This is a genomic window from Frisingicoccus sp., assembly GCA_016298055.1.
Taxonomy (GTDB): domain Bacteria; phylum Bacillota; class Clostridia; order Lachnospirales; family Lachnospiraceae; genus Frisingicoccus.
In genome coordinates, this window is sequence record JAEDDO010000029.1 from 1 (window position 1) to 17,347 (window position 17,347).

Genomic DNA, 17,347 nt, shown 5'->3' on the forward strand with positions numbered 1-17,347 from the left:
GCTGGAAGGTACAGGCCTTTCCTGGAGATGTCTGTATGCGGGAGAAGAAAAAAACATCTGGCTGCTTTATCGAAAGGAAGCTATGGAAGAAACAGTACTTGGAAAAGAACAGATGCTTTTTTTAAGGGAGTGGGGGTATGAAGAAGATACCCTTGAGAGAATGCTCATGAAATTCAGTCAGCGTTTTCGTCAGTACAGAAAAGACAAAAATCTGCCATTTCCCCATGAAATGGGTGTGTTTCTGGGCTATCCGATGGCGGATGTCAAAGGATTTATAAAATATGAGGGAAAGAATTACCTTTATTGCGGTTACTGGAAAGTATATGAAAATGTAGAAGAAAGAAAAGAACTTTTCAGGACCTATGAAGAAATTCGAAAAGTGTTTGTTGAAGAAGCCAGAAAAGGAAAAAATCTGTGGCAGATCACGATGGAATGGCAGTATGTATCTGCATAAAAAATTATACAAATCAGGAGGAAAATAGAATGAGCGAAATTATTGTAGCATATTGGAGTGGAACAGGAAATACAGCAGCGATGGCCGACTATGTTGGACAGGGAATCGAAGAATCAGGGAAGAAAGCAAGGGTTGTTTCAATCAGTGATATTACACCGGACAGTTTGAAGGATGCTTCCGTTTTTGCACTCGGCTGCCCTTCTATGGGGGCTGAGCAATTGGAAGAAGGGGAAATGGAACCCTTTGTTGAGGCTGTAAAAGCTTTTGCGGCGGGAAAAACAATTGGTCTTTTCGGATCCTATGGTTGGGGAGACGGTGAGTGGATGCGCATATGGGAAGCAGATATGAAAGCGGCCGGAGCCAGAGTCATCGGAGGTGAGGATGCCATCTGCAATGAGGCTCCTGATGAGGAAGCAGTAGAAGCTTGTAAAGAGCTTGGCCGGGATTTGGCGAGAGCTTAAACAGGAAGGCGGGAATTTCTATGAGTATCGTAATTGTAGGCGGTCATGAACGCATGGTTGGCCAATATAAAAAAATCTGCAGGAATTATCATCATAAGGTGAAAGTATTCACCCAAATGTCAGCGGATCTGAATAAACAGATGGGCAGACCGGATATGTTTATATTGTTTACAAATACGGTCTCCCATAAGATGGTGAAATGTGCTCTTGACGAGGCAAAACGTTCAAAGGCACAAATTATTCGTTGTCATACAAGCAGCAGCACAGCATTGACAGATATTCTGGAAAATGTTGGTTGATCTCCATAAACCTGAAACCGGATGGCTTTACAGATGAAAGACTGTATTGCCATCCGGTTTTTATTCATCATCCGTTGATTTTAAGTAAATATGGGCATGCTTCTTGATAGCTGCAAAGCTTTCGGTACTGATGACATGTTCAATTCGGCAGGCGTCCCGGGCAGCAGTTTCAGGGTTGACGCCAAGATACTCCAGACATTTTGATAATAAAGTGTGGCGTTCGTAAATGGTATCAGCTATAGCTCGTCCGCTGTCTGTCAAAGAAATATGTCCGTGGTCGTTTACGGTAATATAACCATTCTCGCGGAGGTTTTTCATAGCCACACTCACACTGGGTTTTGAAAATCCAAGTTCAGTGGCAATATCGATGGAGCGGACCTGCGTATTTTTCTGACTGAGTATAAGGATTGTTTCCAGATAATTTTCAGCAGATTCCTGTATTTTCATGTATAAATCCCCCTGTTACAATAGAATGATTTTATTATATCATATAGAAGAAGAAAAACAAAGCTTCAAAAAGTACTTGACAAAAAGGTTAGTTAGTGCTAATCTTTAAAGGCAGTTAGAAAATACTAACCATAGAAGGGAGCGATCAGGATGCCTTTAACAATGGCGAAAGCCGGTGAAGAAAAAGAAATAAAACGAATTGGCGGAAGAGATGGGGCGCGAAAATTTTTAGAAAGCCTTGGATTTGTCGTAGGGGCGGTTGTATCTATCGTTTCCGAAATGAATGGAAATCTGATTGTGAATATAAAAGGATCAAGAGTAGCAATCAGCAAAGAGATGGCAAATAAAATAATGATATAAAAAGGGGAGGCAAACAGGATGCAGACATTAAAAGAAGTGGAATGTGGGCAAAGTGTATCTGTAGTTAAGCTGCATGGCGCAGGGGCTGTGAAGCGCCGCATTATGGATATGGGAATTACAAAGGGGACTGAAGTTTTTGTACGAAAAGTTGCACCGTTAGGCGATCCCATTGAAGTAACGGTCAGAGGATATGAATTATCTCTAAGAAAAGCAGATGCGGAAATGATTGAAGTACAGTAGGGTACTTTTTTTAAACGACACAAGTTAGGAAAAACTAATCAGAGGGGATAAAGGAGGACGCAGAAATGTCAATTAAGATTGCGCTTGCAGGAAATCCAAACTGCGGCAAAACGACGTTGTTTAATGGTTTAACCGGTTCAAATCAGTTTGTCGGCAACTGGCCGGGTGTTACAGTTGAGAAAAAAGAGGGACGTCTCAAAGGTCATAAAGATGTGATCATTATGGACCTTCCGGGAATTTATTCATTGTCTCCCTACACATTGGAAGAAGTCGTAGCTCGTAATTATTTAATTACAGAGCGTCCGGATGTTATTTTGAATATTGTGGACGGTACAAATCTTGAACGTAATTTATATTTATCCACCCAGCTGATGGAATTGGGAATTCCGGTGGTTATGGCTGTCAATATGATGGATATTGTGGAAAAAAACGGAGATAAGATTGATATTTGTCAATTGGGCAAAGATCTTGGCTGTGATGTGGTAGAAATTTCCGCTTTAAAAGGTAAGGGAATTATGGATGCGGCAGATAAAGCCATTGCTTGTGCATCCCGGCATGCCGCCGCGCCTGTTCATAAATTTTCCGCGGAGACAGAAAAAGTCCTTGAACAGATTGAAGAAAGACTCGGGGCGGAAATCCCGGATGAACAGAGACGTTTTTATGCAATTAAATTATTTGAACGAGATGACAAAATTGCGGATACTATGAAAACGGTACCGGACGTAGAGGATCTTATTGTAAAGGCAGAAGAAAGCCAGGATGATGATGCGGAGAGTATTATTACGAATGAACGGTATACGTATATAACTTCAGTGATCGGAAAAAGTTATAACAGAGCAGGAAAGGGAAAACTTACTGTATCCGATAAGATTGACCGTGTGGTGACAAATCGCTGGCTCGCATTACCGATTTTTGCTGTTGTTATGTGGTTTGTCTATTATATCTCTGTTACAACAGTGGGAACTTTTGTAACAGACTGGACGAATGATGTACTCTTTGGTGAGATTATTCCGCCGGCTATTGAAAGTTTTCTTATAAGTGTGAATTGTGCCGGATGGCTTCAGAGCCTTATTCTTGACGGTATTGTGGCCGGTGTGGGTGCTGTACTCGGTTTTGTGCCGCAGATGCTTGTATTGTTTATTTTTCTTGCATTTTTAGAAGCGTGCGGCTATATGGCGCGTATTGCGTTTATTATGGATCGTATTTTTAGAAAATTTGGTCTTTCCGGAAAATCCTTTATTCCGATGCTGATTGGAACCGGATGTGGCGTACCGGGTGTCATGGCATCCAGAACGATCGAAAATGACAGAGATCGCAAGATGACAATTATGACGACAACTTTTATTCCTTGTGGTGCCAAAATGCCGATTATTGCATTGATCGCAGGGGCATTCTTCGGTGGTTCCGCATGGGTGGCAACAAGTGCATTTTTTGTGGGAGCGGCAGCGATTGTTTGCTCCGGTATCATCTTAAAGAAAACGAAAATGTTTGCAGGTGATCCGGCACCTTTCGTTATGGAACTTCCGGCATATCATATGCCGACGGTGACAAATGTTCTGCGCAGTATGTGGGAGCGCGGATGGTCATTTATAAAAAAAGCGGGGACAATTATTCTTTTATCAACGATTGTTCTCTGGTTCCTTATGAATTTTGGCTGGTCAGAGGGCAGCTTCGGAATGCTTGAGGCGGAACAGCTTGACAGCAGCATTCTTGCAGCTGTCGGAGGTGTGATTGCACCGATATTTAAACCGCTTGGATGGGGAGACTGGCGTATGGCTGTGGCGACAGTCACCGGTCTCATTGCAAAAGAAAATGTTGTAGGAACATTCGGTGTTCTTTTCGGTTTTGCGGAAGTAGCTGAGGACGGTGCTGAAATCTGGGGAACACTTGCCGGCAGCATGACATCTATTGCTGCATATTCCTTCCTTGTATTTAATCTCCTCTGTGCACCGTGTTTTGCAGCAATCGGGGCAATCCGGCGTGAGATGAACAATGCAAAATGGACATGGTTTGCTATTATCTATCAGTGTGTGCTGGCCTATGCCGTTTCATTATGTGTTTATCAGATTGGAAACTTTGTTACAGGAGCAGGATTCGGAATTGGCACAGCAGCAGCGATTCTTGTTGTCATCGGCTTTATTTATCTGCTTTTCAGACCATATAAGCAGAGTGGGAAATTAGACGTAGATATGAAATCAATGGCGAAAGCATGATAATTTGAAAGGGGCAAAAAAATGGGAACAGTCTTTGTTGGCGGGGGAGTGATACTGGTGATTTTCCTTGCAGTCAGAAGTATTTATAAAGATAAAAAGTCTGGAAAAGCCTGCAGTGGTCAGTGCGGAGGATGTAAAGGCTGCCATTGACCGCTTTTACAGAAAGAAGATGAAGGATATGTGGACTGCAGAAAAAATGATTCTGGAATTAAAAAAACGCGGGAAACGTATCACCAGGCAGCGATTGCTGATCATCGAGGTGATTGCCATGAAAAAATCCGGGGATTTCAAGGAAATATATTACGAGATATATCGACGAAATCCGAATATCGGTCAGGCAACAGTGTATCGGATGTTATTGACACTGGAAGATATTGGAGCTATCCGGCGTGTTCAGGGATATGTAGTAAATGAATGCGATGAAAAAACTGCCGTATAGAAATGCCGCGTTGTAATTTTTTATAAAGTGGAGTATCCTAAAAGAGTATTATCTTATATGATAGTACTCTTTTTCTTTACAAAGAACGGAGGGGATGTATGATGTCATTTGAAAACGGATGGAGACATTTTAAAACAATTACCGAGCATAAATGGATAGTTCTTCAGGGATGCTTCAAAGCTGGTCTGTATTATCAGGGATTGATGCATGATCTTTCAAAATATACTCCGGAGGAATTCAGGACAGGTGTTCTGTATTATCAGGGAAACAGAAGTCCGAATGCGGCAGAAAAAGAGGCCGTAGGCTATTCGAGAGCATGGCTGCACCATAAGGGACGCAACAAGCATCATTATGAGTACTGGATTGACTTGACTTCTGATCGGTCAAAGGGACTTCAGGGAATGAAGATGCCGGTCAGATATGTTGTGGAGATGTTTATTGACCGTGTGGCAGCTTCAAAAGTATATGCAAAGGATGCTTATACAGACAGTCATGCTTTGGAGTATTATAAAAAAACACGGAAGTATATGACAATACATCCGGATTCACGAAAATTACTTGAGCATCTTTTAGTCATGCTCAGTCGTTATGGCGAAGATCGGACGATGGCCTATATACGAAATGTTGTTTTGAAAGGAAAATACAATTATTGAATGGGTGAATATTTTTGTACGATTCTGCCATAATAGCAAGTGTAATCTTATTAAGGAGGTCCTATTATGGCAAAGAATTACAATCAGAACAACGAAAACGATTCAACAACAAGAAATAGTGAGCAGAATTATTCAACAACAAGAAATAATGAGCAGAATAATTCTTCTCGCAATTCTTCCAGAAACAGCGAACGCAACAATTCTAAAAACGGGGTTTCCCAGAATGGTACTTCTGAAAGAAATTCCTCCAGAAATTGTGAAAGATAATCTGGAATAGTATGAGAATGCCGCGGCAGGCAGGAAAACGCTGCCGCGGCATTTCCTGTATCAATCTATCCTGCATTTTGCATATATTAAACTATGGGAGAATGGGGGGGATAGTTTGAGTTTGGAACTGGTATCGACAGGCGAAGTATTAAAATATATGAGGGAAGGGGATGCGATTATCATTGATATCCGGGATGAGGCAGCTTTCTTGAAAAAGCATATACCGGGATCGGTTTTGATGCCTTACGCGGGTTTTGATGAAAATGCTCCGATATTGAAAGCCTATGGTAATATTATTCTGTGCTGTGAGCGGGGGGCGACGAGTCTTCTTCTGGGACGTAAATTAAGCAAAAAAGGCTATAAGATATTAAGTCTGGGAGGAGGAATGGAAGCGTGGAGAGGGCCTTTGATACTGGAATGACGGATATAAAATCTTCTTGCGGCAGTGCGGGAAAAAGTATATACTATAAAAGTAATTAAAAAAAGGAGAAAGTGTATGTCCTTCTATGAATTTACTGCACCGTGCCATTTTGGAATGGAAGCGGTTTTAAAACGTGAAATAATTAATTTAGGGTATGAGATTACGCGGGTTGAAGATGGCCGTGTGTCTTTTCGGGGAGAAGCCTCGGCCATTGCAAGAGCCAATGTATTTTTAAGAACTGCCGAGAGAATTCTTTTGTGTATCGGAAGGTTTAAAGCTTATAGTTTTGAAGAGTTGTTTGAGCAGACGAAGGCTCTGCCGTGGGAGGAATATCTTCCTTCAGATGCCAGATTCTGGGTAAAAAAAGCATCAACGGCAAAAAGTAAACTTTTCAGCAGCTCCGATATTCAGTCAATTATAAAAAAAGCAATCGTGGAGCGATTAAAGCAGACATACCGGGTAAGCTGGTTTAAAGAGGAAGGAGCGATTTATCCTTTAAGAGTCTTTATATATAAAGATGAGGTGACAATTGCTCTTGATACATCCGGTGAATCTTTACATAAGCGAGGCTATAGAAAACTGAGCAGTAAAGCACCTGTGTCAGAAACACTGGCAGCGGCTATTTTGCTTTTATCTCCGTGGAATAAAGACAGGATTCTGGTCGATCCATTTTGTGGCAGCGGTACCTTTCCTATTGAGGCTGCCATGATCGGGGCCAATATTGCTCCCGGGATGAATCGGGAATTCACGGCAGAAGCCTGGAAGAATATTCTGCCAATGAAAGACTGGTATGAGGCCGTAACAGAGGCGAATGATCTTATAGAAGATCAGATTGATATGGATATTCAGGGTTATGATATTGATGGAGAGATCATTAAGAATGCCCGTCAGAATGCTATAGATGCAGGTGTAGATCATTTGATTCATTTGCAGCAGAGACCGGTGAATGCACTAAGGCATCCGAAGAAATATGGCTTTGTTATTACAAACCCGCCATATGGAGAGCGACTGGAGGAGAAAGCGGCATTACCGGAACTGTATACGGAGATTGGGGAAGCTTTTAGAAGGCTGGACTCCTGGTCATATTTTGTATTGACTTCATATGATCAGGCAGAAAAATATATTGGCAGAAAAGCGGATAAGAACAGAAAGATTTATAATGGTATGATTAAAACCTATTTATATGAGTTTATGGGTCCGCGTCCTCCGAAACGTAAAAAACAGGAGGTATAAATTGAAGCATGTAAAACATTATTTTTTACTGCTTGCCGTCATCTGTGCCGTTGTAATGGCGGTAACACGTCCGGAAGTTCATTATCTGGTCGGACAGGCATCGGAGACTTTACAAAATTACTATATTGAAGCAAGAGCACATTCAGTGAACAAAAAGGGTTTTGAGCTGATTTATAATGGTGTTTCAATTGCGACTGATGATATGCATATGTCAGATGCGATGCATTTAATGATGCCATTATCGAAGGCAGGAGAATATTTTCACAAGTCAATTTCTGTTGGTTTTGATGGTGCTTGTTGTATCGAAGGACAGTATATTGAAGACGGGGCTGTTGTTTTAGAGGAAGACGATGGAACAGCGGTGATGATTGATATATATAAAACGGCAGCAGCGTTGGAGATTCAATACGAATGGAGTGATGAGGCATACAGACTTGTTCTTGAGTCAGATAAGAATCAGGAATTGCCGGTAAAGTATGATCTTCGTGATGTGCGTTCTTTAAGCCAGGTGGAAAATCAGGGTACGTCCGGTACATGTTGGGCCTTTGCATCGACAGCAGCACTTGAGACGGTATTGCCTTTGGGAGAGTCTATGAATTTTTCAGTTGACCATATGACGATGAACAGTGGATTTAATATTTTGCCGGCGGACGGCGGTGATTATAATATGGCACTGGCTTATCTGGCGTCATGGAAGGGACCTGTCCTTGAAGCTGATGATCCTTATGGCGACGGAGTGACAGATCCTTTGCTTAAGTCAGTGAAACATCTTCAGGAAGCCAGGCTGTTTAAAACAAAAGATATTGGATGGATCAAATCTATGATTTTACGGTATGGCAGTGTGGAGAGTTCTTTGTATATGTCTGTTGAAAATTTGTGGGATGGTTCCGAAGATTATAATCCTTTGAAGAGCGCATACTATTATTCGGGTACAGAGAATGTCAATCATGATCTTATTATTATTGGCTGGGATGATACTTACAGCAGAGAGAATTTTACACATATGCCTCAGAATGACGGGGCGTTTTTGTGTCGAAACAGTTGGGGAACAGATTTTGGAGATAACGGATATTTTTACGTTTCCTATGAAGATGTGAATCTGGGTAATTCAGGCATTGTGTATACCCGGCTGGAGAATAGTGATAATTATCAGGAGATTTATCAGTCGGATCTGCTTGGATGGGCTGGAACTCTGGGATATGGCACATCTGAAGCCTGGTTTTCCAATATTTACACAGCAAGAAAATCAGAAATGTTGAAAGCTGTCAGCTTTTATGCTGTGGATGGACGTTCATCCTATGACGTTTATGTGGTGCCTCAATATCTGGAGCAATCGGATTTGACACATCCTGTCTATGTTGGAAGCGGATATCTGGAATATGGGGGATATTATACCTTTGATATTCCTCAGATGGAGGCTTTAGAGATGGGAGAAAAATTTGCCGTCATGATACACATGAAAACAGAAGGTTCTGAAAGACCTGTTGCTGTTGAGTATAAAGCATCAGAGTTGACCAGCAAAGCAGATGTGAATGATGGAGAGGGATATATAAGCCACGACGGTGTGAACTGGGTTTCGACCGAGGATGAATATCAGTGCAATATATGTCTGAAGGCATTTACTGGATAAAAGGAGGATGTTATGAATACAATTATTTTTGCTACATCAAATCAAAATAAGATGAAAGAGATAAGAGAAATTTTAAACGATATAGATGTAGAGATATTATCTATGAAAGAAGCCGGAATTGATGCGGATATTATCGAAGATGGAAAGACATTTGAAGAGAATGCCCTGATTAAGGCCCGGGCTATTCGAGATCTGTCAGGATGTATTGTTCTGGCGGACGATTCCGGACTTGAAGTTGATGCTCTCAATAAGGAGCCGGGAATCTATTCTGCACGTTATATGGGCGAAGATACATCTTATGACCTCAAAAATGCGAATATTATCGAAAGATTGAAAGGGCTTTCCGGAGAAGAGCGATCGGCTCGTTTTGTTTGTGCGATTGCGGCTGCTTTTCCTGATGGTTCTGAAGAAACTTGCAGAGGTACTATAGAAGGCCAGATCGGTTATGAACCTGCCGGAGAAAATGGCTTTGGGTATGATCCGATTTTTTTTGTACCTGAATACGGATGTACAACAGCCCAGTTGTCACCGGAAGAGAAAAATGAGATAAGTCACAGAGGGAAAGCTCTGAGAGCTATGAGAGAAATTATTCGTCAGAGGGATATATGAGAATTTTAATTGTCAGCGATACACATGGAAAAAATGGAAATTTGGAAAAAGTGCTTCGACTTACTGCACCTCTGGATTTGATTTTCCATTTAGGCGATCTGGAGGGCAGTGAAGGTTATATTGAGGATATAGCACCATGCCCTGTGCATATGATCAGCGGTAATAACGATTTCTTTACGTCTGTCCCTGCAGAGAAGATCGTGGTGATCGGAAGACATAAAATTTTTATGACACACGGACATAGATATGGTGTCAGCTATGATATAACACGGCTTAAGGAGCGGGCAAGGGAATTGGAGTGCGATGTTGCTTTCTTTGGACACACTCACCGTCCGGTCATTGATCTGGATGATGATGTTATTGCAGTGAATCCGGGAAGTATTTCATATCCGCGCCAGGAAAATCGCAGACCATCCTATATTCTTTTGGATATTGACAGATATGGAGAGTTACATTTTGCATTGAATTATCTCGAAAAATAGAAAAAATATGGTAAAAATGATGTTTATAGTTGTCATATGGGCAAATTTTAGGTATAGTATTATATTATAGCTTGTATTCCTTGGGAGAATACAAAAAAAGAATGGTAAGGTGAAGAAAATGAATTCAAAAACAGCTTTCTACATTTTGAAACGACTTGTGCTGGCTTTATTGACAGTATGGGTCGTTATCACAGTTACCTTCTTTGTCATGCGGGCGGTTCCTGGAGGACCATTTGCGAGTGAAAAAGCACTTTCAGAAGCAGCTACCGCGGCATTGGAGGCAAAATACGGTATGGATAAACCGTTGATGGAGCAGTATGCTACTTATTTAAAGGATGTTGTCACTAAGTTTGACTTTGGTCCGTCTCTGACGCAGAGAGGACGAAATGTCATTGATATTATTGTAGATGGTATGTCTGTATCCATTAAACTGGGTCTTACAGCAGCTTTCGCAGCACTGATTATCGGTGTTGTTCTGGGAGCTTTGGCGGCACTTCGGAGAAATTCGATTCCGGATAAGATCATTATGGTCATTACAACGGCATTTGTATCTATGCCGTCTTTTATTATGGGATCATTGCTGCTTGTATTATTTGCGATTAAGCTGAGAATACTCCCGGCGAATGGTGTTGCACAGGGGGGACTTATTCTTCCGGTTGTCACATTAGCTTTGTATCCGATGGCTTACATTACGCGTCTGACTCGTTCATCTATGCTGGATGTGCTGGGGCAGGATTATATTCGTACAGCAAGGGCAAAAGGTGTGTCCGGTAAGGATATTATTTTTGGACATGCTCTTAAAAACTCTCTAATTCCTGTTATTACATATTTTGGACCGATGCTGGCCTATATTGTAACCGGATCACTGGTCGTTGAGCAGATTTTTGCTGTACCGGGTATCGGACGAGCTTTCGTGAACAGTATTACCGGTCGTGATTATCCGTTGATCATGGGAACAACGATCGTTTTGGCTGTATTAATTGTTGTTATGAATCTTGTAAGTGATATTCTTTATAAAGTGGTTGATCCACGTATTACTTTGGAATAGGAGGAAGAATACAAATGAATAAAAGACCTTTCAGTTTCCATGTAGATGTGGATGCCTTTATGCCTGCCAGTGAAGAGGATAAAGCTTATATGGTCCAGATGCGTCCGTCTTCTACATTTTTTAAAGATGGTGTAAAGCGTCTGCTGAAGAATAAAGTTGCGACGATCAGTTTTATTATTATCGTACTGATTACTTTGAGTGCTATTTTCATCCCGATGTTTTATCCGTATTCCTATGACTCCATGTTGGGAGTTCGGCCGGGAAAATCAGTGGATGCTTCTTATAATAATCTCCGGCCTTTTGAATATGGAAAGACAGAGCAGCAGAGAATTGAAGCAGGTGAGAATATCTTCCCTCATATTTTCGGAACAGATGCTCAGGGGCGTGATTATTTTATCCGTGTGGTATATGGCACACGAATTTCCATGGCTGTTGGCTTTTTTGCCAGTCTGATCGTACTTGTCATCGGTATGACGGTAGGGTCTATAGCAGGCTATTGCGGCGGTAAAGTGGATCTTATCATCATGCGTATTGTTGATATGATTTATTCGCTTCCGGATATGTTAATGGTTATTTTGTTATCTTCCGTATTGAAGGTTACTCTGGGACCAGTCATTGACGGAACGGTTCTTGCAAAGATCGGTTCAAACATTATCAGTTTATTTGTTGTTTTCGGCATATTGTACTGGGTTTCCATGTCCCGTCTGATCCGTGGACAGATACTCTCCCTCAGAGAGCAGGAGTATGTTCTGGCTGCACAGGCTACAGGAGCAAAGGCAGGATGGATTATCCGAAAGCATTTGATTCCGAACTGTATCAGTGTTGTTATTATTTCTACAGCCTTACAAATTCCGAATGCAATCTTTACAGAGAGTTATTTGTCTTTCCTGGGACTTGGTGTCAATGCGCCGATGCCTTCACTTGGATCTTTAGCTTCAGAGGCACTGAACGGTCTGGCTTCTTATCCATTCCGTCTGGTTATCCCTGCGATTGTAATTTCTCTGATCGTGCTTTCGCTGAACCTTTTTGGCGATGGTCTTCGTGATGCTTTCGATCCAAAACTGAATGTCTAAGAAAGGAGTAATGTAGAATGGCTTTATTGGAAGTAAATGATTTGCATACCTCTTTCTTTACAGATGCCGGAGAGGTTCGTGCAGTAAACGGCGTTTCATTTAATCTGGAACGGGGAAAAGTATTAGGCATTGTAGGTGAGTCCGGTTCCGGAAAATCTGTTACAGCTTATTCGATTATGCAGATTTTAGCCAGTGCGGGCAAGATTGTCGGCGGATCCATCAAACTTGACGGACAGGAACTTGTAAATTCCGGTGAAAAGGTAATGCGTACTGTCCGCGGAAACAAGATTTCTATTATCTTTCAGGACCCGATGACATCACTTAACCCAACATATACGATTGGAAAACAGTTAATGGAAGCGATATTGCTTCATACTGACAGAGATAAGAAACAGGCCTATGACCGTGCTGTAGAGATGCTCCGCCTGGTAAATGTGAATGAACCGGAGAGACGTATGAAACAGTATCCTTATGAATTCTCAGGCGGTATGCGTCAGAGAGTCATGATTGCCATGGCACTGGCATGTGAGCCGGATATTCTTATTGCGGATGAACCGACAACTGCGCTGGATGTTACTATTCAGGCACAGATTCTTGAACTTATGAAGTCTCTTCAGGAAGAATTGGGCATGGCGATTATCATGATTACCCACGATTTGGGAGTCGTTGCCCAGTTATGCGATGAAGTTATTGTTATGTATGCAGGTTCTATCTGTGAGCAGGGAACAGCGGATGAGATTTTCTATAATCCGCGTCATGAGTATACAAAAGGACTTATGCGTTCAATTCCGACAGCACATACGGCAGGAAAAAAACTTCAGCCGATTACAGGTACACCGATTGACCTTTTAAATATGCCGAAAGGCTGTGCTTTCGCACCTCGTTGTGATGCAGCCATGAAGATCTGTATCGAAAAGAAATGCGAGCGTATGCGCATTAACGAGTCACATCAGGCAGCATGCTGGATGAATGTAAAAAAAGGTGCTGAAGACGGCAGCATGCAGGTATGTTTTGACGGGTATGATAAAGGAGAAACAAATGCAGAAGGCGGTGAACGACCATGAGTACAAAACAGCCCCTTATTGAAGTGAAAAATTTAAAAAAGTATTTTGATATTTCCGTAGGTATGTTTAAGTCAAAATCGCTGAAAGCAGTGGATGATGTTTCCTTTACAATTCAAAAAGGAGAGACCCTCGGACTTGTTGGGGAATCCGGTTGTGGAAAGACAACGGTAGGCCGTACCATTCTTCATCTTTATAAACCGACAGGTGGGGAAGTCTGGTATAACGGAAAGAAGATCGAGACAAAAAATGATGTAAATGAATTTCGAAAAAAAGCAACGATGGTATTCCAGGATCCATATTCATCCCTGAATCCTCGTATGACAGTTGAAGATATTATCGGAGAACCTCTGGATGTACATCAGTTGTATAAAACGAAAGAGGAGCGTCGTGAACGCATTCTTGATCTGATGGGAAAAGTCGGTCTGAACAGTGAGCATGCGGCCCGTTATGCGCATGAATTCTCAGGCGGTCAGCGTCAGCGTATCGGTATTGCCAGATCTCTGGCCGTTAATCCGGATTTTATTATTTGTGATGAACCGGTATCTGCATTGGATGTATCTATTCAGGCTCAGGTCATTAATATGTTTGATGAGCTTCAGGAGGAATTGGGACTGACATATCTGTTTATTGCCCACGACCTGTTGGTCGTACGTCACATCAGTGATCGTATTGCGGTTATGTACCTCGGAAAGATGGTTGAACTGGCAGATTCGGATGAAATTTATAACCGTCCGCTGCATCCGTATTCTAAATCTTTATTGTCAGCCGTTCCTGTTCCGGATCCGAAGATTGCCCGGGCAAATAAACGTATTGTTCTTAAAGGGGATATTCCGAGTCCTTTAAATGCACCATCCGGATGTCCGTTCCATACGCGGTGCGCTTATGCGACAGATATATGTTCTCAGACAATGCCTCCTTTTGAGGAGATTGAGGCCGGACATTTTATTGCCTGTCACAGAGCAAAAGAAATCAATTAGGTTTCAAATGCACTCGTCAAGCTTCCGGTGCATTTAAACATAGAATAAAATATAAGAAAGGAAATGATCTTATGAAAAAAATCATTGCACTTGCATTGGCATGTTCCATGACTTTCGGTTTAGTAGCCTGCGGCGGCGGTTCTTCTTCTAAAGAAACAACTGCAAAAGGCGGAGAAAGTACAGCCAGTGCAGATTCTCTTGCAGTATGTCTTGCATCTGAACCAGATACAATCGACCCTGCATTAAACAGTGCAGTAGACGGCGGAACAATGGCAACACATTTATTCTCCGGTCTTGCTAAATGGGCACAGGACGAAAGTGGTAAACTTGTTATTGCCCCTGATGCTGCTGAAGAACTCGTTGAAGGAGTAGAAAACGAGGATGGAACAGTTACTTATACTTACACACTACGTGAAGGTCTTAAATGGTCTGACGGACAGCCTGTAACAGCAGGTGATTTCGAATTTGCATGGAAACGTGCAGCATCTGTTGAACTTGCTGCAGACTATGGTTATATGTTTGAAATCGTTGACGGTTATGCAGATGTATGGGATACAGATGCTGACGGCAATCCTGTAAACCCGGATGCTGAGCTTAATGTTAAAGCACTTGATGACAGAACTCTTGAAGTTACTCTGTCAAATTATGTCAGCTACTGGAATGAATTGCTTGCATTCCCTACATATTTCCCGGTACGTGAAGATGTTGTTGCAAATGAAGCTTGGGCAACAGATCCTTCCACATATGTATGTAATGGTCCTTATGTGATCACAGACTGGAAACATAACAGTGTAATCACAATGGAAAAGAATCCGGAATATATCGATGCAGATGAAGTTACAATGCCAAGAATCGACTTCTATCTCTCTGATGACAACAACAATATGCTCACAAACTTTAAAAATGGTGAGTGGCAGTTAATTGATGATATTCCTACAAACGAAATCGCAACTCTTAAAACAGAGTATCCGGATGAATTCGTTGTTGCAGGACAGATTGGTACATATTATGTATGCTGGAATATCAATGAAAATCTTCTGCCTGCAGGTTCCACATTGGAAGGTGCTGAAAAAGCAGAAGCTGAAGCAGAAATCCGTAAAGCATTTTCACTTATTTACGATCGTAACTACATCGTAAATGATATTGCTCAGGGCGGACAGGTTCCTGCATCTTCTTTCGTAGCTATGGGTATGACAAATCCTGATGGAACAGAATTCTATCAGACAGCGGGAGATTCCGATGATTATTATGGTTACTATAATGTATCTGAGGAAGCTTTCGAATCCAACTACAATGAAGCAATCGAAATCTTAAAGAAATATTATACATATGATGAAGCTACAGGTACATTTACAGATATTCCTACTTTGTCATATCTTTACAATACATCGGATGCACATCAGGCTATCGGTGAATATGTTCAGTCTGCTATGTCTGGTGTAGGTGCTACTGTAAATCTTGAAAATCAGGAATGGAACACATTCCTTAACACACGTAAGAGCGGAGGTTATTCTATCGCACGTAACGGATGGTTAGCAGATTACAATGACCCAATCAGTTTCCTGGATATGTGGGTTTCCAATTCCGGTAATAATGATGTTCAGTTCGGAAAGGGAGCAAACAAAGATATTGCTATATATGACCTTGATCTTACAGAGTATGGTTATGATGTAAAAGTTGAAGACGGAACATGGGCTCAGACATATGACGTTCTCATCTCTACAATCAAATCCTGTACAGATGAAGAAGTACGTTATGAATTAATGCATCTTGCAGAAGATATGCTTATGGATACAGGATGTATCGTACCGCTTTACTTCTATACAGACCTGTATATGCTTGATGACAGTGTTCAGGGATTCTACTCCAATCCACTTGGATTCAAATACTTCATGTATACAACAATAGCTGAATAATAAGGGTATCAGGCGGTTCCTTTTGGAGCCGCCTTTACTGTAATTGTAACTCTGATTTGCAAGGAGCAGATAATCTTCGACAGAAGTGTTGTAGTTGATGAAAAAATTTAAATTTTTTCAAAAATACTCTTTACAAATGGGGGAAGACCTGTTATACTAACAAAGTACTCAGTTGCGAGACACTTGAAAAAAACAAAATAAAAAAGTTAAAAAAAGTGTTGACAAAGCAGAGTACATGATATATAATGAATAACGTCTTACGGATAAGAAAGACGGACACAGTAACTACCGGGGTGTGGCTCAGCTTGGCTAGAGCGCTTGATTTGGGATCAAGAGGTCGCAGGTTCGAATCCTGTCACCCCGACTTTTTTAATGTGCGGGTGTAGTTCAATGGTAGAACACTAGCCTTCCAAGCTAGATACGTGGGTTCGATTCCCATCACCCGCTTTTGTGGAGCCTAATTCCACATTTATATGAAACCGTGAGTCTGTAGCTCAGCTGGATAGAGCAACGGCCTTCTAAGCCGTGGGTCGGGGGTTCGAATCCCTTCAGGCTCGCTTATGGTGGGTATAGCGCAGTTGGTTAGCGCGCCAGATTGTGGCTCTGGAGGCCCAGGGTTCGAGTCCCTGTATCCACCCTCTACCGTGAGGTACATTTTTGATGGGCTATCGCCAAGCGGTAAGGCACAGGACTTTGACTCCTGCATTACGTTGGTTCGAATCCAACTAGCCCAGTTGGAGCAGCCATCGCAGCAGTGCAAAGGGTGTTCATAAAGAAGGTTTCGTACCTTAAAAAAATAATGTGGGGTATTAGCTCAGTCGGTAGAGCACTTGACTTTTAATCAAGTTGTCCGGGGTTCGAATCCCCGATGCCTCACTAAGACCTGCATCCAAGTATGCAGGTCTTTTTCAATGTTTTACGCGGATATGGCGGAACTGGCAGACGCACTAGACTTAGGATCTAGCGGGCAACCGTGCAGGTTCGATTCCTGTTATCCGCACACGAAGGACCGTAACCCTCGGTGATGTTTGAGGCACGGTCCTTTTTTGATGTATATCCAA

Annotated in this window: 21 protein-coding genes and 7 tRNA genes; 27 read left to right on the top strand and 1 reads right to left on the bottom strand. The window is 41.9% G+C overall.

Annotated elements, in window-relative coordinates; translation table 11 throughout:
• The 3 genes from QZZ35_RS04130 to QZZ35_RS04140 form a co-directional block, all read left to right on the top strand.
• Nucleotides 1–454 (top strand): DUF3793 family protein (locus QZZ35_RS04130; RefSeq protein WP_291236283.1); only part of this gene is annotated, 454 nt, incomplete at its 5' end.
• A 29-nt stretch (nt 455–483) separates the two neighbouring features.
• Nucleotides 484–915 carry a flavodoxin gene (locus QZZ35_RS04135; protein WP_291236284.1) on the top strand — a complete coding sequence of 144 codons (432 nt, stop codon included), beginning with the start codon at nt 484–486 and terminating at the stop codon, nt 913–915.
• A 20-nt stretch (nt 916–935) separates the two neighbouring features.
• Nucleotides 936–1,214: a DUF2325 domain-containing protein gene (locus QZZ35_RS04140; RefSeq protein WP_291236285.1), complete on the top strand. Its 279-nt coding sequence runs from the start codon at nt 936–938 to the stop codon at nt 1,212–1,214.
• Between the two features lie 60 nt (nt 1,215–1,274).
• Here QZZ35_RS04140 and QZZ35_RS04145 read toward each other — a convergent pair whose 3' ends face one another.
• Nucleotides 1,275–1,661 carry a metal-dependent transcriptional regulator gene (locus QZZ35_RS04145; RefSeq protein WP_291236286.1) on the bottom strand — a complete coding sequence of 129 codons (387 nt, stop codon included), beginning with the start codon at nt 1,659–1,661 and terminating at the stop codon, nt 1,275–1,277.
• A 150-nt stretch (nt 1,662–1,811) separates the two neighbouring features.
• On the opposite strand from QZZ35_RS04145, the gene QZZ35_RS04150 reads away from it, so the two are divergent.
• The 24 genes from QZZ35_RS04150 (at nt 1,812) to QZZ35_RS04265 (ending at nt 17,286) form a co-directional block, all read left to right on the top strand.
• A complete protein-coding gene (locus tag QZZ35_RS04150; protein WP_291236287.1) occupies nt 1,812–2,021 on the top strand; it encodes a FeoA family protein in 210 nt (69 codons plus the stop codon).
• 18 nt (nt 2,022–2,039) lie between these two features.
• Nucleotides 2,040–2,261 (top strand): FeoA family protein, encoded by a 222-nt coding sequence (locus QZZ35_RS04155; RefSeq protein ID WP_291236288.1) that lies wholly within the window; start codon nt 2,040–2,042, stop codon nt 2,259–2,261.
• A gap of 65 nt (nt 2,262–2,326) precedes the next feature.
• On the top strand, nt 2,327–4,474 hold the full coding sequence (gene feoB / locus QZZ35_RS04160; RefSeq protein WP_291236289.1) for a ferrous iron transport protein B: 2,148 nt from the start codon (nt 2,327–2,329) through the stop codon (nt 4,472–4,474).
• Between the two features lie 21 nt (nt 4,475–4,495).
• Nucleotides 4,496–4,624 carry a FeoB-associated Cys-rich membrane protein gene (locus tag QZZ35_RS04165; protein WP_291236290.1) on the top strand — a complete coding sequence of 43 codons (129 nt, stop codon included), beginning with the start codon at nt 4,496–4,498 and terminating at the stop codon, nt 4,622–4,624.
• Nucleotides 4,625–4,670: 46 nt separating this feature from the next.
• On the top strand, nt 4,671–4,913 hold the full coding sequence (locus tag QZZ35_RS04170) for a transcriptional repressor (RefSeq protein ID WP_291236302.1): 243 nt from the start codon (nt 4,671–4,673) through the stop codon (nt 4,911–4,913).
• A gap of 101 nt (nt 4,914–5,014) precedes the next feature.
• Nucleotides 5,015–5,566, top strand: a complete 552-nt coding sequence (locus QZZ35_RS04175; RefSeq protein WP_291236303.1) for a DUF5662 family protein — start codon at nt 5,015–5,017, stop codon at nt 5,564–5,566.
• A gap of 66 nt (nt 5,567–5,632) precedes the next feature.
• On the top strand, nt 5,633–5,833 hold the full coding sequence (locus QZZ35_RS04180) for a hypothetical protein (protein ID WP_291236291.1): 201 nt from the start codon (nt 5,633–5,635) through the stop codon (nt 5,831–5,833).
• Between the two features lie 115 nt (nt 5,834–5,948).
• Complete coding sequence (locus QZZ35_RS04185; RefSeq protein ID WP_291236292.1) at nt 5,949–6,254, top strand: rhodanese-like domain-containing protein; 306 nt, start codon at nt 5,949–5,951, stop codon at nt 6,252–6,254.
• A gap of 75 nt (nt 6,255–6,329) precedes the next feature.
• Entirely contained in the window at nt 6,330–7,487 is a 1,158-nt protein-coding gene (locus QZZ35_RS04190) for a THUMP domain-containing class I SAM-dependent RNA methyltransferase (protein ID WP_291236293.1), read from the top strand.
• A gap of 1 nt (nt 7,488) precedes the next feature.
• The gene (locus QZZ35_RS04195) at nt 7,489–9,117 is read left to right on the top strand and encodes a lectin like domain-containing protein (protein ID WP_291236294.1); all 1,629 of its coding nucleotides are present in this window, start codon (nt 7,489–7,491) and stop codon (nt 9,115–9,117) included.
• Between the two features lie 12 nt (nt 9,118–9,129).
• Complete coding sequence (locus tag QZZ35_RS04200; protein ID WP_291236295.1) at nt 9,130–9,726, top strand: XTP/dITP diphosphatase; 597 nt, start codon at nt 9,130–9,132, stop codon at nt 9,724–9,726.
• Nucleotides 9,723–10,208 carry a metallophosphoesterase gene (locus tag QZZ35_RS04205; protein WP_291236296.1) on the top strand — a complete coding sequence of 162 codons (486 nt, stop codon included), beginning with the start codon at nt 9,723–9,725 and terminating at the stop codon, nt 10,206–10,208. The genes QZZ35_RS04200 and QZZ35_RS04205 overlap by 4 nt, the downstream gene beginning before the upstream one ends.
• Before the next feature lie 118 nt (nt 10,209–10,326).
• Nucleotides 10,327–11,256, top strand: a complete 930-nt coding sequence (locus tag QZZ35_RS04210) for an ABC transporter permease (RefSeq protein ID WP_291236297.1) — start codon at nt 10,327–10,329, stop codon at nt 11,254–11,256.
• Nucleotides 11,257–11,270: 14 nt separating this feature from the next.
• Nucleotides 11,271–12,329, top strand: coding sequence for an ABC transporter permease (locus QZZ35_RS04215; RefSeq protein ID WP_291236298.1), 1,059 nt, complete (start codon nt 11,271–11,273; stop codon nt 12,327–12,329).
• 17 nt (nt 12,330–12,346) lie between these two features.
• Nucleotides 12,347–13,393 (top strand): ABC transporter ATP-binding protein, encoded by a 1,047-nt coding sequence (locus tag QZZ35_RS04220; protein WP_291236299.1) that lies wholly within the window; start codon nt 12,347–12,349, stop codon nt 13,391–13,393.
• Complete coding sequence (locus QZZ35_RS04225) at nt 13,390–14,370, top strand: ABC transporter ATP-binding protein (protein ID WP_291236300.1); 981 nt, start codon at nt 13,390–13,392, stop codon at nt 14,368–14,370. Before QZZ35_RS04220 ends, QZZ35_RS04225 begins: the two co-directional genes overlap by 4 nt.
• Before the next feature lie 71 nt (nt 14,371–14,441).
• Nucleotides 14,442–16,286 carry a peptide ABC transporter substrate-binding protein gene (locus QZZ35_RS04230; RefSeq protein ID WP_291236301.1) on the top strand — a complete coding sequence of 615 codons (1,845 nt, stop codon included), beginning with the start codon at nt 14,442–14,444 and terminating at the stop codon, nt 16,284–16,286.
• Nucleotides 16,287–16,575: 289 nt separating this feature from the next.
• Nucleotides 16,576–16,650 (top strand) — tRNA-Pro (locus tag QZZ35_RS04235).
• 12 nt (nt 16,651–16,662) lie between these two features.
• Nucleotides 16,663–16,733 (top strand) — tRNA-Gly (locus QZZ35_RS04240).
• A gap of 36 nt (nt 16,734–16,769) precedes the next feature.
• A tRNA-Arg gene (locus QZZ35_RS04245) sits at nt 16,770–16,843 on the top strand.
• Nucleotides 16,844–16,849: 6 nt separating this feature from the next.
• Nucleotides 16,850–16,923 (top strand) — tRNA-His (locus tag QZZ35_RS04250).
• Between the two features lie 24 nt (nt 16,924–16,947).
• Nucleotides 16,948–17,020, top strand: a tRNA-Gln gene (locus QZZ35_RS04255).
• Between the two features lie 69 nt (nt 17,021–17,089).
• Nucleotides 17,090–17,162, top strand: a tRNA-Lys gene (locus QZZ35_RS04260).
• A gap of 44 nt (nt 17,163–17,206) precedes the next feature.
• Nucleotides 17,207–17,286 (top strand) — tRNA-Leu (locus QZZ35_RS04265).
• The last annotated feature ends 61 nt before the right edge of the window (nt 17,287–17,347 follow it).